Genomic DNA, 14,553 nt, shown 5'->3' with positions numbered 1-14,553 from the left:
CCTGCTCGGCGGGCGCGTCGTCCGTACCGCCTGGCACCACCCGACGTGCCCCGACCAGGTGGCCCGATGACCGCCACCGGCGCCGTCCGCCCGGGGAGGCACCCGGGCCCCGGGCCGCGGCGGTGCAGCCCGGTGCGGCACCCGCCTGCCGGGCGCGGCGGGCCCGGTAGCCTTCCGATGTGATCGACAGTCAGTACGGTGTTGCTGGACGTCGCCGATCCGCGCTCCGGCGAGGAGGCGATGGCCCGGGTCGGGGAGCTGGCCGGCGGCGGCGCGTGGGCGGTGGTTAACAACGCCGGTATCCCGCAGGCGGGTTCCGTCGAGGACGTGAGCGACGAGCAGGCCCGCCGTCTCCTGGAGACCAACCTGCTGGGCGCGGCGCGGATCTGCAGGCTCGCCCTGCCGGCGATGCGCCGGCGCGGCCGGGCGGGTCCTCGCCCAGGCCGGTCCGGCGCCCGGCGACCTCGACCTGCCGCTGTTCGCCGCGGTCAGCGCTGACGTCCGGGAACCCGCGAACGCCCACGTTCCTCGGACTCGACGAGCAGGCGAAGCAGTGGCTGAACGAGCAGCGGACCGACACCGACCGGCTCGACCTCGCCTGCGTCCAGCAAGCCTCGATCCCCTTCGTCGACACCATCTGCCGCCGGGTCGGGATCCGCCCCGACCAGGTGATCCCCACCTTCGCCCACAGCGGCGACGTGGCCGCGGCCACCATCCCCCTGCAACTCGTAGGCGCCGTCGAACAGGGGATGCTGCGTCCCGGAGGCAGCGTGGCACTGTTCGGGCTGGCCGGCGGCGCCGGCGCCGCCGTGATGCTGCTGCGCTGGTAGCGCCCGCCGTACGCGGCGCTCGCCGCTCGGGGAGGAACCCGGCCGCCCGCAGAGGGGGCAAAAGGCGAAGGCAAGGAGTTCTTGCACCCCTCGCCACTCTCAAGATATAGCGCACGGGGGGCCTTGCGGCAAGGCCCGGGTCATGCGGCAGAATCTCCGCTCGAAGGCAGAACCTGCCGAAATAAGTGATTCACGAAGTACATGTGCTTATGGCGGGATACGGGCCCAGCGGACGCCGAAGCGCAGGCGGGCCCGCGGGGCGCTCACGGGCTCCCGGCGCGCGAAGGGGTGATCGCTCGCCGCTGGAGGGCCCGGAGCGACCGGCCGTCATGCACTCCTGTCGGATGGGGCGTTTTTCATGATCGACGTGATCGTTGCCGGCGGCGGACCGACCGGCTTGATGCTGGCCGGCGAGTTGCGGTTGCACGGGGTGGACGTGCTCGTGCTGGAGAAGGAGGAGCAGCCGACCAATCAGTCCCGTGCGCAGGGGCTGCACGTGCGCAGCATCGAGGTGATGGACCAGCGCGGTCTGCTGGAGCGGTTCCTCGCACTCGGCAAGCAGTTCAGGGTCGGCGGGTTCTTCGCCGGCCTCGCGACCTCCTGGCCCGACCGGCTGGACACCGCGCACTCGTACGTCCTCGGCGTCCCGCAGGAGATCACCGAGCGGCTGCTGACCGAGCACGCCACCGCGCTCGGCGCCGAGATCCGGCGCGGCTGCGAAGTGGTCGGGCTGGATCAGGACGAGCACGGGGTGAGCGTCGAGCTGGCCGACGGCACGCAGCTGCGCTCGCGCTACCTGGTCGGCTGCGACGGCGGCCGCAGCGCGGTGCGCAAGCTGCTCGGTGTCGGGTTCCCCGGTGAGCCCACCAGGGCCGAGACACTGCTGGGCGCGATGGAGTTGGGTGTCGAGCCGCAGACGCTGGCCGCCGTGGTGGCCGAGGTCCGCAAGACCCAGCTGCGCTTCGGCGCCATGCCCATGGGGGAGGGTCTGTACCGCGTCATCGTGCCGGCGGCCGGGGTGGCCGAGGACCGGGCGTCCGCGCCGACCCTCGAGGACTTCAAGCAGCAGCTGACGGCGTTCGCCGGCACCGACCTCGGTGTGCACTCACCGCGCTGGCTCTCGCGCTTCGGCGACGCCACCCGCCTGGCCGAGCGCTACCGGGTCGGCCGGGTGCTGCTGGCCGGCGACTCGGCGCACATCCACCCGCCGACCGGCGGGCAGGGGCTCAACCTCGGCGTCCAGGACGCCTTCAACCTCGGCTGGAAGCTGGCCGCCGAGGTCAACGGCTGGGCACCGGCGGGGCTGCTGGACACCTACCACGCCGAGCGGCACCCGGTCGCCGCCAGCGTGCTGGACAACACCCGCGCGCAGACCGAACTGATGTCCGCCGAGCCGGGCGCCCGGGCCGTGCGCCGGCTGATGGCGGAACTGGTGGAATTCGAGGAGGTGAACAGGTACCTGATCGAGAAGATCACCGCGATCGCCGTCCGGTACGACCTCGGCGAGGGGCACGAGCTGCTCGGCCGACGGATGCGGGACGTGGAGCTGAAGCGCGGCCGCCTCTACGAGCAGATGCGCGGCGGCCGTGGACTGCTGCTCGACCGGAGCGGCCGGCTGTCGGTGGAGGGCTGGTCGGATCGGGTCGACCACGTCGTCGACGTCAGCGAGGAGCTGGACGTGCCCGCGGTGCTGCTGCGGCCGGACGGCCACGTGGCGTGGGTCGGCGAGGACCAGCAGGACCTGCTCGGCCCGCTGGCCGAGTGGTTCGGAGCCCCGGTCGGCTGACCGAGCGGTGCGCCCCGGGGGCGGGACCGTCGGCGGCGGTCGGCCGCGATCCGTCAGGCCCCGGGGCCGGTGGGTGCCGGTCCGGACCGCGCGGCCGGGCCGGTGACGCCGAGCGGGTCCGGCGCCGGGTCGAGCAGCTGGGAGCCGTCGTTGCGGACGTTGTTGACCGCGGTGGAGACCGCCCGGACGGTGAGTTCGCCGGCCGGGGTGTGCAGGAGGTGCCGCAGTTCGTCGGTGTCGGTGTGCTCGGGGTCGAGCCAGGCGTCGAAGTCGCTGCCGGCGATGGTGAGCGGCATGCGGTCGTGGACCAGCCCGGCGGTGTCGGTGGCGTCGGTGGTGATGATCGTCGCCGTGGTGAGCCAGGCCGCGGGGTCGTCCTCGGGCACGCCGCCGTTGCGCCAGAACTCGTACAGTCCGGCCATCGCCATCGGTGACCCGGACGCCGGGCTCAGGTAGTAGGGCTGCTTGTGGGCCTTCCTACCCTCGGCCGCCGGGACGGGCCGCCACTCGTAGTAGCCGTCGGCGGGGATCAGGCAGCGGCGGGTCGCGAACGCCTTGCGGAAGGCGGGCTTCTCGTGGACGGTCTCCGCCCGGGCGTTGATCATCCGTGCGCCGATGCCCGGGTCCTTCGCCCAGGACGGCACCAGGCCCCAGCGCACCGCCCGCAACTGCCTGGTCAGCTCGCCCGTTTCCCGGTCCACGCGCTGCAGCGCCGCCCAGATCCCGTCGGTGGGGGCGGTGTTCCAGTTCGGCGCGAGAGCCTCCGTGGTGGGCCAGTGGGTGGCGCCGAAGAACTCGGTGAGTTCCTGGACGGAGGACGTGGAGACGAATCTGCCGCACATGACTCCCACCGTGCCATCCGCGGGGCGGTGGTGTCCACGCGGCCGCCCGGACGCCGGCCCGCGCACCGGATCGGCCGCGGTGCGACGAACCGGCCGAGGCCGTTGCTGCGCCGCGTGCCGTCCTGACGGTGGCACAGGTGCGGCTCCGAACGCCCGGCCGTGCCACCGGTATCGCCGTCATGGGCCCGTGGCACGGTCCGGGCCGAGGAGCGCTGACGCCGTCGGGCCGGTGCGCCGGTCCGCGCGCGGCTACGCCTCCTCCACCTCAAGGCCGTAGGCCACGACCGCCTGGCGCAGTCCGCCCGGGTATCCGGCCAGGGCAGGAGTGAAGTACCAGTCCCCGGCGGTGTCACGGTCGAACCGCCCCAGGCGCATCGCGGTGTTGGCCGCGGCCCCGTCGGCGAGGTGCACCACGAGCGGGGTCCGGTCGGCACCGGGTTCGAGGATCAGCGCCGGTCCCGCGAACCCGGCCATGGTCGCCTCCGGGTGGTTCTCGGTGTCGGCGGCGGCGACGATGACGAGCCGGTCGGCGCCGCCGGGCAGCGCGTCGAAGTCGACCATCAGGCAGGCGTTCGCGTCACCGTAGCCGGTGACCATGCGGACCGAACCGTCCGGTGTCGAGCCGTTGTTGTAGAACACCAGGTGCTCGTCCGACAGCGCCCTGTTGCCCTGGCACACCAGGGCGGCGATGTCGTACTCCTCCTCGCCGGTCCAGTGCAGCAGAAGCCGGGCCGGCTCGGAGGCGACCTCGACCTCGGGCAGCGCGTCCCCGCCGTCGAAGCCGGATGCATCGTGCTGCGCCGCGTCGAACACCTCGTGGAGGCCGTGGTGCTTGAGGAGACCGACCAGCTCGGAACCGTTGATCAGCGTGATCGGCTTGCCCGCGACGAACTGGTGGGAGCTCGGGCCGAACCTGCTGGTGGCGACGAGGACGGCTTTGGTCGCGGCCGGATCGTGCTGCAGCGTGCCGTAGAGGTCCCGCACGGCCGAGGGTGTCACGGTGTCCCGGTACCGCTTCACCTGCACGATCACGTTCCCACCACGGAAGGGGTCCGTGTCGATCCCGCGTACGTCCACCCCGCCGTCCCGCGAACGGGCTGTGAGCTCGACCTTCATGCCCATGGCCTCCATCAGCCGGGCCACGAGCCGTTCGAAGTCGACCGGGTCCATCGACAGGAGCAGCTGCAGCTCGCGGACCCGCCTGGTCATCCGCCCGCGATTCGCGTTGGTGTCGTCACGCAGGTGACGGAACAGCATTCGCTGCTCGCGACGCTCGTCGGCGTCGGGGTTGCCGAGGCGGTGGAGCTTACGGCTCCGGGACATACGGTGCCCCCTTGGGAGTTGACTGTCTGGTGGCACGCGCCAGGGTAGGGCGTTCGCCGAGCCCGTGTCAGTCGGGTCCGACAATTGATCGTTTCCGAACGTGGTCCGCCCCCGCGGGCGGACGGCGGGCCCCGCTCCCCGTGCGCCCCGGAGGCTGTCCACCGTGCGCACCGGGAGGCCGTCGACGAGGACGCGCGGGCCCCCGCACGGCCCCCGCCCCCGCCGTGTCGCGCGTCACATCGGGTCCGTGTCACGAACGAGCACGCAGCTTCCGTCTGGTGGTTGTCGGCAGCAGACGGAGGAAGGAACGGCGATGAACGAGCGGCACGAAGCAGGTACGGAGACCCCGCACCGTGTTCTGGTCCTGGGGGCGGGGTACGCGGGCACGGCCGCGGCGATCCAGCTCGCGGCCCGGGTCAAGGGACGCGAGGACGTGCAGGTGACCCTGGTGAACGCGCAGGAGCGGTTCACCGAGCGGATGCGGCTGCACATGACCGGGAGCGGGCAGCGGCTCGCCGAGCTGAGCATCCCGGAGCTGCTGGCCGGCACGGGTGCGCGCTTCGTGCGCGGCTGGGTGACGGGCGTGGACACGGGCGCGAGGGTCGTACGGGTCGACGACGACCTCGTCCTGCCCTACGACACGCTCGTGTACGGGCTGGGCGGCGTGGCCGACACCGCCGCTCCGGGGGTGGAGGACCACGCGTACACCCTGAACAGCGCGCAGGACGCCGAGCTGCTGGCAGACCGGCTGGCGCGGCTCGACAGCGGCACGGTGGTGGTCGCGGGCAACGGGCTCACCGGCATCGAGTCGGCCGCCGAGATCGCCGAGCAGTACCCGGAGCTGAACGTCGTGCTGCTGGGCCGGGGCGAGCCCGGTGCGGCCATGCACCCTGGAGCCAGGACGTACCTGCGCTCCGCGCTCGCCCGCCTGGGCGTCCGGGCGCGCGGCGGGGCCGAGGTGGTGAGGGTCCTGCCCGAGGCGGTCGAGCTGGCGGGCGGGGAGGTCGTCCCCGCCGACGTGGTCCTGTGGACGAGCGGTACCCGGGTGTCACCGGTGGCGGCCGCCGCCGGGCTGAGCGTCGACGAGCGCGGCCGCGTCGCCACGGACGCCGCGCTGCGGTCGGTGTCGCATCCGGAGGTGTACGCCGTGGGCGACGCGGCCGCCGTCCACCAGGGTTACGGCGTCCTGCACGGCACCTGCCAGGGCGGCATGCCGACCGGGGTGCACGCCGCACTGTCGATCCTGCGGGTGCTGAAGGGCCGCCGCCCCAAGCCCTTTCGCTTCGGCTACTACCACACGCCGGTCAGTCTCGGACGCTACGATGCGGTCGTGCAGTTCACCCACCCGGACGACAGCCCCCGACGGTTGTACCTGACCGGCCGTACGGCGGCGCGGTACAAGGAGACGGTGACCGCCTCGCCCTGGCCGACCTACGGCCGGATGAAGAGGATGCCCGCCTCGGGCGCGTTCTGGCCGCGAGGCGGCCGCTTCACCCGGGTGACGGTGCCACGATGACCGGGCCGTCCTCGGATCTCGACCAGCAGCTGTTCCACCAGTACCGGGCTCTGTTGTTCTCGGTGGCCTACCGCGTACTCGGCACCGCGGCCGACGCCGAGGACGCGGTGCAGGACGCCTGGATCAAGTGGTCGGCCGCCGACCGCTCGCAGGTGGCCGACCCCAAGGCGTACCTGGCGCGGATCGTGTCGAACCTGGCGCTGGAACGACTGCGCTCGACCCGCTACAAGCGCGAGACGTACGTGGGGCCGTGGCTTCCGGAGCCCATTCTCACCGGCGGGGACGCGGCCGAGGCCGTCACCGACGCCGAGTCGGTGTCGATGGCGATGCTGGTGGTGCTGGAGACCCTGAGCCCGCTCGAACGCGCGGTCTTCGTGCTCAAGGAGGTCTTCGGCTTCAGCCATGCCGAGATCGGCGAGGCGGTGGAGCGCTCCGAGGCCGCGGTGCGGCAGGCCGCGCACCGCGCCCGCGAGCACGTACGGGCCCGCCGGCCGCGCTTCCCCGCGGACCGTGCACGGCAGCGCGAGGTCACCGAGCGGTTCTTCGCCGCCTCCAGCGGTGGCGACGTCAACGCCCTGATGGAGCTGCTGTCCCCGGACGTCACGCTGTGGACCGACGGCGGCGGCAAGGTCCGCCAGGCGCTGCGCCCGGTCGTGGGCGCGACCACGGTGGCCGGCTGGTTCGCGGCCGTCGGCACCGTCTCCTACCAGGGCGTCGAGCCGGCCGACATGCGCGCCGAACTCGTCGAGATCAACGGCGGGCCCGGCATGCTGTTCAGCGGACCGGGCCGTGTGATCGCCACCGTCACCTTCGACTTCGACGCCGAGGGCCGCATCACCGCCATCCACAACGTGGCCAACCCCGACAAGCTCCGGGCCGTCGCCGAAGGCACCACCCACCACGTGGTGACCCGGTAGGAGCGCCCGTTCAGTCGATCCGGACGATGTGCTTGCCCCGGGACGCCGCCTGCTTCCAGGGCGCGGTGCGCGTCGGCGACGCGGTCGAGCGGATGGACGGTGTCGACGACGGGGACGATGTCGCCGCGTTCCGCGCAGCGGGTGATCTCGGTCAGCAGCTCGGTGTCGGGATTGCCGCCGAAGACGCGGATACGTAGGGAGCCCTGGATGCTCGAGCCGAAGCCGCCCACGTGCCGCACCCCGGGACCGCCCACGACCGCGCGGCCCTCGCCGCCCGCCGCCCCGGGGGGTGCCGCACAATGACCCATGAGCGCCCGCCGGGGCGGGCGGGGACGAGGGAGGCAGTCACGTGGTGCAGTGGCAGGGGTTCGACTTCACCGTGGACGGACGCGAGCCGACCAACGCCGAGGAGTACTACCGGATCGGCCTGAACTGCTGGAACGGCGGTCAGCACCGTGGCGCTGCCGCCTTCTTCCTGGAGGCGGCGGCCGCCGCCGGTCACGGCGCCGCCGTCGAGCTCCTGGGGCACGTCGAGTACACCCAGGGGCGATACGCGAGCGCGGCGCCGTGGCTGCGGCGGAGCACCGGCTCGCCCCGAGCGGCCTACTACCTCGGCTCGCTGCACCACCAGGGCTGCCCGCAGGCGGGCATCGGGCAGTCGTTCGACGAGGCTGCCCGTTGGTACCGTGCCGCGGCCGAACTCGGCGAGCCCGAAGCGATGCTGGCCCTGGGAGACCTGTACCTGGAGGGGCTGCTGCCCCTGAACCGCGCCCCCGTCGAGCACGCTCTGGAGCACTTCCTGGCGGCCGCCGCGCGCGACCACCCGTACGCCCAGTACCGAGCCGCCGAGCTCTACCGCACGCTGTACCAGGACGCCGGGCGGGCCGCCGCGCTGTACCGGTCCTGCGTGGACAACCCGAGGACCGGGCGCCACGCGCTGGGGTCGATGATGATGCTGCAGAGTCAGGCGCACCTGCGGGAGATGTCGGCGAACACGACGACCCGGCTGCGGCAGCAGCGACGCGACGCCGTCAACCCCGCGCACGGCCGGGGCGACTTCTACTGAGATCCCCGACCCGGGCGCGTCGCTCGACCGCCCGGCCCGGGTGGACCGTCCGTCAACCGCACGCGAGCAGCCACAGGAAGACGTCGGCCGCCCGCACCAGGTCCTCCGTCTCCTCGGTCTGGGTCCGCAGCGGTCCGGGGACGTGGGACTCCTCCCAGGCGGCCGGATCCGCGGGCTCGCGCGGCTCCGCCTCCCACAGGCGCGTGAGCTCCTCGGCGCTGGTCCGCAGCCCGGCGCACGCCAGGGCCGTGCCGTCGAGAACCCTGGCCAGCGGGCCCGGACCCCCGTGGTCGTCGCGCGGCAGCGAGTCGGCCGCGGCGGACAGGGCGGCGGCGAGGCCGACCAGGCGGGACGCCCGCGCCGGCCAGACCGGCGTCCGGCCCCCCGAGGCACCGGGCTCACCGGCCAGCGCCCGGTCCAGGCCCGTCAGCCGTCCGGCGGACCGCTCCCCGGCGGTGGGCAGCCACGCCCCCCGCTCCCGGAGATCGTCCGCCTGCCGCATGGCCTCACGGGCCAGCGCGACGGCCGCCGGCCAGTCGCCCTGCGTCCAGTCGGACGTCGCCCTCAGCTCCCGGACGCGGTGGCCGAGCGTCAGCCGCACCCCGGCCGGGCGGGGCCGCGGGAGATCGGCCGCGGCGTGGATCCGCAGGACGTGCCCGATCCGGGCCACCGCTTCGGCGCTCCCGACCGCGATCCCACCGTTGCGGGCGGCTTCGGGCAGGGGGCCGTCCGCCAGCGGGTCGGCCCCGGGGTCGCAGTAGCGCAGGGTGTCGGCCAGCAGGACCTCGTCGACCAGGATCCCGGCATCGCGGGCAGCCCGCCAGAGCACCAGGGCCACGGTGTGCGGGCCGCTTCCCCAGGGCCACTTGACGCGCGGAGCGGGATCCGTGGAGAGCCGCCCGGGGACCCCGGCGCCCGGGCCGAGGCCCTGCTCCCGGTGCCAGGCGACCAGTGGGCCCGCCTGACGGCAGGCCCGCTCCCACGCCCCGCAGCCGTACGCGCCCCAGTGCCCCGACTCCCACCCGTCCACGTCCACGAGACGAACCGTACCGGGCGCAGCCCGCCCCGGCCCCGGCCCCGGCCCCGGCCCCGGCCCCGGGCGCGGCCGGGGCGGGGACTGCCCGGGCGGCGCACCGCATGGGTCGGGCGGGGTGCGCGCCCTCGCGTGCACCCCGCCCGGGGTTCGGTGTGGTGTGGGTTTCTACCAGCGGTACCAGCGGTGGCGGCGGCCGGAGGAGTGGGTGCCGCGGGCGAGGAAGCCGACCACCCAGACCACCAGGACGATGACGGCGACCCACCAGAGGATCTTCAGTGCGAAGCCCGCTCCGAAGAGGAGCAGGGCCAGCAGCAGGACGAGAAGAAGGGGAACCATCGTGACCTCCACAGTCAGTGTCGGAAAGGCGGCTGCCCCGGGCCGGACCAGATATTCGTAGGAATCTTCCTGATGGGGGAGGGCAGGCGCCGGCCGTCAGGACAGTGGCGCGGCGACGGCGAGGAGAAACGCGATGGGTGCGGGCGACAAGATCGACAACGCGGCCGACAAGCTCAAGGGCGCGGTGAAGGAGCACGTGGGCAGGGCGGTCGGCAACGAGCGTCTGGAGGCCGAGGGCAGGGCCGAGCGGACCAAGGGAGACCTCAAGCAGGCCGGCGAGCACGTCAAGGACGCCTTCGAGCACTGAGGCGGGTTCGACCTGTGGGTCCCGACCGAGGCGGTCGGGACCCACAACTCTGTTCCGCCGGGCCCCATGCGGGCGGTCGGCGCCCGCCGGCCCGGCGGACCGCCACGGCGGGCGTACGGCGAGCACCGGGTTCACGGCGCGGCCGGCGCGTGGCGGTCCTGCTCACCGGGCCGTCCTGGGTCCGGTGGTCGCGCGTTCGCCGGGAGATCCGCGACGTCGTCCCCCGGGCGTCGGTCGCCCCGGGCCGCGCCGTCAGCTGCCGACGTCCGCCGGTGACCCCACTCCGGGGCCGGTTCTCAGGGCCGGGAGTCGTCGTCGAAGTCGGGCAGGTCGGCGGAGAGCAGGTGCTCGGCGCCGTGTTCGAGGATCGTGGCCGTCTCGACGGAGCGGGGGAGCATGGTCTTCTCGTAGGTGCGGACGGCGTCGTCGACGGTGGCCGCGTTCGCGAGCGCGAGGGCGAGTTCGCAGGCGTCGAGCATCGCGAGGTTGACGCCGACGCCGAGCGGGGGCATGAGGTGGGCCGCGTCGCCGAGCAGGGTCACCGTCGGGTTGTGCTCCCAGGTGTGCGGGACCGGGAGGGCGAACAGCGGGCGGTCGACGTAGCGGCCCTCGTTGTCGGCGATCATCCGGCGCATCCGGGGCGACCAGTGGGCGTACTCGTGGAGCAGTGCGGCGCGGATACCGTCCGTGTCGTCGGGGGTCAGAGCGCTTGCGCTGATCCAGTCGACCGGGACGCGTCGGATGATGTAGACGCGGATGTGGTCCCCGCTGTTGCGCTGGGCGAACAGGCCGCGATCGCCGTCGGCCGCGGCGGCGGAGCCCTGGCCGACCAGCTCGGCGATTTCGGGGTGCCGGTTCTCGACGTCGGAGAACCACGCCTCCAGGAAGCTCACCCCGGTGTACGCGGGGACGGCGGGGGACACCGCCGGGCGCACCCGGGAGAAGGCGCCGTCGGCGCCGATGACCAGATCGGTCTCGACGGTCGTGCCGTCGGCGAAGTGCAGCCGGCGCGGACCGTCGGCGGGCCCGCTGATGGTGTCGAGGGCCCTGCCCCAGCGCACGGTTCCCGGCTGCAGGGAGTCGAGCAGCAGGCTGCGCAGCCGGCCGCGGTCGATCTCCGGCTTGAGGAGTTCGCCGTCCTGCGGCACCTTGTGGAACGCGATCCTGCCGGTCGGCTCCATGAGGCGCATCTCCTGCCCTTCGGCGCGCGCCAGTTCGAGGAACTCGTCGAGCAGGCCGGCTTCGCGCAGGGCGACCTGGCCGTTGTCCGCGTGCAGGTCGAGGGTCCCGCCCTGGTCGCGCGCGTCGGGGCCTTCGTCGCGGTCGTGGACGGTGACCGCGATGCCGCGCTGCTGGAGGATGCGGGCGCAGGTCAGGCCGCCGGGTCCGGCGCCGATGATGCTGATGCCGGCGCGGGCGGGTGCAGGGGAGCTCATGGGTGTTTCCTTTCCGAGGACGAGGAGGGGCATCGGGAGCACAGGTCCGCTCCGGCGCCGAGCCCGGTCGCGGGCCGGCCGAGCGGAGGGGCTCGCCCGATGACCAGGGCGGCGGCCGGCCGTGCGATGCACGGCGCGACGCAGACGGTCACCATGCTGGGGACGACGTGCCGCCCGGTGCCCCCGACGTCCATAAGAGCAGAGCCGATCGAAAAGTGCAACGAGTCAACTTTTCCACGAGTTCGACTGTCGGATATGCTCAAGCCATGACCGTTCCCCCCATCGGCCGTCGCGAACGCAAGAAGGCGGCCACCCGGCAGGCGATCGCCGACGCCGCACTGGAGCTCTTTCTGGAGCGCGGCTACGACCAGGTGGGCATCCGTGACATTGCCGACGCGGCCGACGTGTCGACCGCCACGGTGTTCAAGCACTTCAGCGGCAAGGAGGCGCTGGTGTTCGACCGGGACGAGGACCGGGAGGCGGAGCTGATCGCCGCGGTGCGGCAGCGCGCCCGCGGCCAGAGCGTCCTCGACGCCCTGCGCCAGCACGCCCTCGACAGCTGGCGGGCGATCGCGGCGCACCCGCAGGTGGCCGGGTTCGCCGACCTGGTGGCCTCCACGCCGGCGCTGAGCGCGTACGCCGAACGTATGTGGACCCGGCACGCCGGCGTCCTCGGTGCGGCCATCGCCGACGAGTTCGGCGTGGACCACGAGGACCTCGCCTGTGTGGCCCTTGCTCGATTCGTCCTCGACATCCCGATCCTCGCCCGGGGCCGCCGGGATCCGGGGGCCGCCGTCGAGGCGATCTTCGACATTCTCACGCACGGCTGGCAGCCGCCCGGCGGCTCGCCCGCGCCGTAGCGCCCGGGCCGCCGTCGGCACGGCCGCGGCCGTGGTCCGGCTGGACGATCGGCGAGAAGGACGGCGGCGGCAGGCCGGGGGACTGGGACAGCGGCCTGGCGGGCGGCTATCCGACGCGGTACGAAGTCGACCTGAACGACGGCACGTTGAGGCAGACGGTCGTCATCGGTCTGGGGGCACTCCCGGGGTGGGGTTCGTACGGGAACCTGGTGCGTACCCACTGGGTGAGCCTGGGGGTCGAACCGGACGGGCGGTACCAGGTGAAGGTCCGGGCGAAGCCGGCGGACGGCTGGAGCCCGTGGACGAACCCGGTCGCCGTCGATCCGCAGGGCGCCGTGGCCTACGTGAACCCGTACTCCGAGAGTGGCGCGGCCGCCCGCGCCGAGGAGGTCACCCCCGCGCACGGCAGCGTCAGCCGGCCGGTCGGCCGGGTGCTGCGCGTACCGGAAGTTCTTCGCCCGCCTCGACCCGGTCATCGCCTCGGCGAACAACCCGGCCTGTGCCGGACTGGACCTGACCCCGGCGCAGGTCGGCGGGCATGACTGGCCGGTCACCCGGATCGACTCGGCCACCGAACTGACGCTGCGGTACGGGTACACGGCCTGACTGAGGCGCCCGACGCCGACCCCTGGTGTCGCCACCCTGGTGTCGCCACCGCCGGGGCGGGGCGGCGACACCAGGGTGCCGCGCGTGGTCGGCCGGAGCCGAAGCCCGTCCCGAGAGCGAGGGTGAGCGGTGGCTCGCCGTCGGTGGTGCCCCGCCGCCCCGCCGCCCCTGGCGTCAGGGCCGCGGTGTGCCGGCGTCCGGAGCGGGTTCCGTGTGGACGATGTAGTAGGGGACCTGGCGGTACGCGGCGAGGTGGGGATCGTCGTCGGAGGTGCGCGCCGGTGCGTGCGGGCAGACGATCCGGCCGTTCAGCTCCTTCTCCCGGCCCGCCGGCCAGCGCGACTGCCGGAGCATGGAGCAGGCGATGCCCGCGAGCAGCATTCCCGCCGGCATGCCGGTCGCGTAGGAGAGGACCAGCCCGACGACCAGGATCAGGAGCAGTGGCTTGGTCAGCGTCCGGGAGATGATCTCGAAGGTCTGCTCCCGGGGTATCACGGTCGCGGTGAGCGGTGGCGCGGCCATGCCCGCCAGCCGCTCCTCGTACCAGGAACGCGGTCGAGCCTTCGACAGTGCCCCGAAGGACACCACGAACAGCAGCACCCCTACCGTGATCGCCGTGGTCGGGTCGGCTCCGGCGGGCTTCCCCAGGTAGGCGGGCGCACAGCTCACCAGGCTCGCGAGGAGGAGCAGCGCGGCCTGGGTGCGCATGGCTGCGACGGCTCCCATCAGTGGGGGACTGCTGCTCATGGACGTCCTTCCGAGGTGAACAAGATCCGCAGGATCGTAGCCGACGGCGCGGGGCCCCACGCCCGCGGGCGCCCTGGCGGAGCATCGGCCGCAGCTCGGCCCCGTCCGTTTGTCGGCGGGCTCGTCGCTCCCACCCGCCGTCCGCCCGGTGGCATCCGCATGGCGCAGGGTGGCACCACGTGGCGCCATGCGGTGCCATCGAGTGGTCCACGGGGGATCGGGGGCGCCCGTGGTGCCATGCCGACGCACCGTGGCCCGGTTGTATACCCGCAGTTCGGAGCAGCTGCCGTGCGCTCGGTCCGGTGGGATGTGCACTTCGGGGTTGCACGTGGCGCCACAGTGGTGCCATGATGGCGTCATGGACCTCACCCCGTATGTGGAAAACCTGCGTCGCGAACTCGCGGTGGCCGCCGAAGCAGGCGGGGAAGAAGCTCGGGAGCTGGCCGACCGGCTCACCGCTCCGCTGGAGTCGGCGACCCGTCTGATCATGCTCAACGTCCTCTCCGCCGCGATGGACGAGATCACCCGCGAGCTCGCCCCGGGCTCGGTGGACGTACGGCTGCGCGGGCTGGATCCCGACTTCGTGGTGACGTTGGCGCCCGCCGCCGGCGGTCACGGTGAGTCGCCCGTCGCGCCCGTCGAGCCGTTCAGGGCGCAGGCGCCCGCCGACGGCGACGAGGGCGGCACCGCGCGCGTCAATCTGCGGCTGCCGGCCCACCTCAAGGTGCGCGCCGAGGAGGCGGCGAGCCGCGAGGGCCTGTCGGTCAACGCGTGGCTGGTCCGGGCCGTGTCGGCCGCGGTCGACGGCGGAACGCGGCCGCGGGCGACGGGGAAGACCCAGACCATCGGACAGAGCATCACGGGCTGGGTGCGCTAGTCGCGCCCTGCCGGCCGCACGTCATTCGGATCACGTCCCACCAGCAGGGACGCCATCGAGACCCAAGA

General features: G+C 73.4%; 16 protein-coding genes and 1 pseudogene. 10 read left to right on the top strand and 7 right to left on the bottom strand.

What is annotated here, in order from left to right; translation table 11 throughout:
• Positions 1-198 precede the first annotated feature (198 nt).
• From OG823_RS02245 to rox, 3 genes are all read left to right on the top strand, one after another.
• A complete protein-coding gene (locus OG823_RS02245) occupies positions 199-498 on the top strand; it encodes an SDR family NAD(P)-dependent oxidoreductase (RefSeq protein WP_371476964.1) in 300 nt (99 codons plus the stop codon).
• Entirely contained in the window at positions 387-830 is a 444-nt protein-coding gene (locus OG823_RS02240) for a 3-oxoacyl-[acyl-carrier-protein] synthase III C-terminal domain-containing protein (RefSeq protein ID WP_371484275.1), read from the top strand. Before OG823_RS02245 ends, OG823_RS02240 begins: the two co-directional genes overlap by 112 nt.
• Positions 831-1,188: 358 nt before the next feature.
• Complete coding sequence (gene rox, locus OG823_RS02235) at positions 1,189-2,616, top strand: rifampin monooxygenase (RefSeq protein ID WP_371476962.1); 1,428 nt, start codon at positions 1,189-1,191, stop codon at positions 2,614-2,616.
• Positions 2,617-2,669: 53 nt separating this feature from the next.
• On the opposite strand, the gene OG823_RS02230 is transcribed toward rox, so the two are convergent.
• Both OG823_RS02230 and OG823_RS02225 read right to left on the bottom strand, forming a co-directional pair.
• Complete coding sequence (locus OG823_RS02230) at positions 2,670-3,458, bottom strand: SOS response-associated peptidase (protein WP_371476961.1); 789 nt, start codon at positions 3,456-3,458, stop codon at positions 2,670-2,672.
• A gap of 249 nt (positions 3,459-3,707) precedes the next feature.
• Positions 3,708-4,781, bottom strand: coding sequence for a restriction endonuclease (locus OG823_RS02225; RefSeq protein WP_371476960.1), 1,074 nt, complete (start codon positions 4,779-4,781; stop codon positions 3,708-3,710).
• Between the two features lie 313 nt (positions 4,782-5,094).
• Between OG823_RS02225 and OG823_RS02220 the strand changes: the two genes are divergently transcribed.
• Together OG823_RS02220 and OG823_RS02215 are read left to right on the top strand one after the other, a co-directional pair.
• Positions 5,095-6,297, top strand: a complete 1,203-nt coding sequence (locus OG823_RS02220; protein WP_371476959.1) for an NAD(P)/FAD-dependent oxidoreductase — start codon at positions 5,095-5,097, stop codon at positions 6,295-6,297.
• Positions 6,294-7,214 carry an RNA polymerase sigma-70 factor gene (locus OG823_RS02215; protein WP_371476957.1) on the top strand — a complete coding sequence of 307 codons (921 nt, stop codon included), beginning with the start codon at positions 6,294-6,296 and terminating at the stop codon, positions 7,212-7,214. Before OG823_RS02220 ends, OG823_RS02215 begins: the two co-directional genes overlap by 4 nt.
• A 95-nt stretch (positions 7,215-7,309) precedes the next feature.
• On the opposite strand, the pseudogene OG823_RS02210 reads toward OG823_RS02215, so the two are convergent.
• A pseudogene (locus OG823_RS02210) lies at positions 7,310-7,522 on the bottom strand (hypothetical protein); the annotation flags it as partial.
• Positions 7,523-7,563: 41 nt separating this feature from the next.
• Here OG823_RS02210 and OG823_RS02205 point away from each other — a divergent pair.
• Complete coding sequence (locus tag OG823_RS02205; RefSeq protein ID WP_371476955.1) at positions 7,564-8,280, top strand: tetratricopeptide repeat protein; 717 nt, start codon at positions 7,564-7,566, stop codon at positions 8,278-8,280.
• Positions 8,281-8,332: 52 nt separating this feature from the next.
• Here the strand turns inward: OG823_RS02205 and OG823_RS02200 are convergent, their stop codons facing one another.
• Positions 8,333-9,316, bottom strand: coding sequence for a hypothetical protein (locus tag OG823_RS02200; RefSeq protein ID WP_371476953.1), 984 nt, complete (start codon positions 9,314-9,316; stop codon positions 8,333-8,335).
• 165 nt (positions 9,317-9,481) lie between these two features.
• A complete protein-coding gene (locus OG823_RS02195; protein WP_371476951.1) occupies positions 9,482-9,652 on the bottom strand; it encodes a hydrophobic protein in 171 nt (56 codons plus the stop codon).
• 133 nt (positions 9,653-9,785) lie between these two features.
• On the opposite strand from OG823_RS02195, the gene OG823_RS02190 reads away from it, so the two are divergent.
• A complete protein-coding gene (locus OG823_RS02190; RefSeq protein WP_371476949.1) occupies positions 9,786-9,959 on the top strand; it encodes a CsbD family protein in 174 nt (57 codons plus the stop codon).
• 296 nt (positions 9,960-10,255) lie between these two features.
• Here the strand turns inward: OG823_RS02190 and OG823_RS02185 are convergent, their stop codons facing one another.
• The gene (locus OG823_RS02185; protein WP_371476947.1) at positions 10,256-11,395 is read right to left on the bottom strand and encodes an FAD-dependent oxidoreductase; all 1,140 of its coding nucleotides are present in this window, start codon (positions 11,393-11,395) and stop codon (positions 10,256-10,258) included.
• A gap of 266 nt (positions 11,396-11,661) precedes the next feature.
• On the opposite strand from OG823_RS02185, the gene OG823_RS02180 reads away from it, so the two are divergent.
• Positions 11,662-12,255 (top strand): TetR/AcrR family transcriptional regulator, encoded by a 594-nt coding sequence (locus OG823_RS02180; protein ID WP_371476945.1) that lies wholly within the window; start codon positions 11,662-11,664, stop codon positions 12,253-12,255.
• Positions 12,256-12,618: 363 nt separating this feature from the next.
• Entirely contained in the window at positions 12,619-12,861 is a 243-nt protein-coding gene (locus tag OG823_RS02175; protein ID WP_371476943.1) for a hypothetical protein, read from the top strand.
• Positions 12,862-13,035: 174 nt separating this feature from the next.
• Here OG823_RS02175 and OG823_RS02170 read toward each other — a convergent pair whose 3' ends face one another.
• Positions 13,036-13,608 carry a hypothetical protein gene (locus OG823_RS02170; protein ID WP_371476940.1) on the bottom strand — a complete coding sequence of 191 codons (573 nt, stop codon included), beginning with the start codon at positions 13,606-13,608 and terminating at the stop codon, positions 13,036-13,038.
• A 358-nt stretch (positions 13,609-13,966) separates the two neighbouring features.
• Here OG823_RS02170 and OG823_RS02165 point away from each other — a divergent pair, with 358 nt between their 5' ends.
• On the top strand, positions 13,967-14,485 hold the full coding sequence (locus OG823_RS02165) for a hypothetical protein (protein ID WP_371476938.1): 519 nt from the start codon (positions 13,967-13,969) through the stop codon (positions 14,483-14,485).
• Positions 14,486-14,553: the final 68 nt, after the last annotated feature.

Origin of the sequence: Kitasatospora sp. NBC_00315, assembly GCF_041435095.1 — a bacterium.
Taxonomy (GTDB): domain Bacteria; phylum Actinomycetota; class Actinomycetes; order Streptomycetales; family Streptomycetaceae; genus Kitasatospora.
The sequence above is the reverse complement of the archived record's forward strand: the minus strand, read 5'-3'. Positions and strand labels throughout refer to the sequence as shown.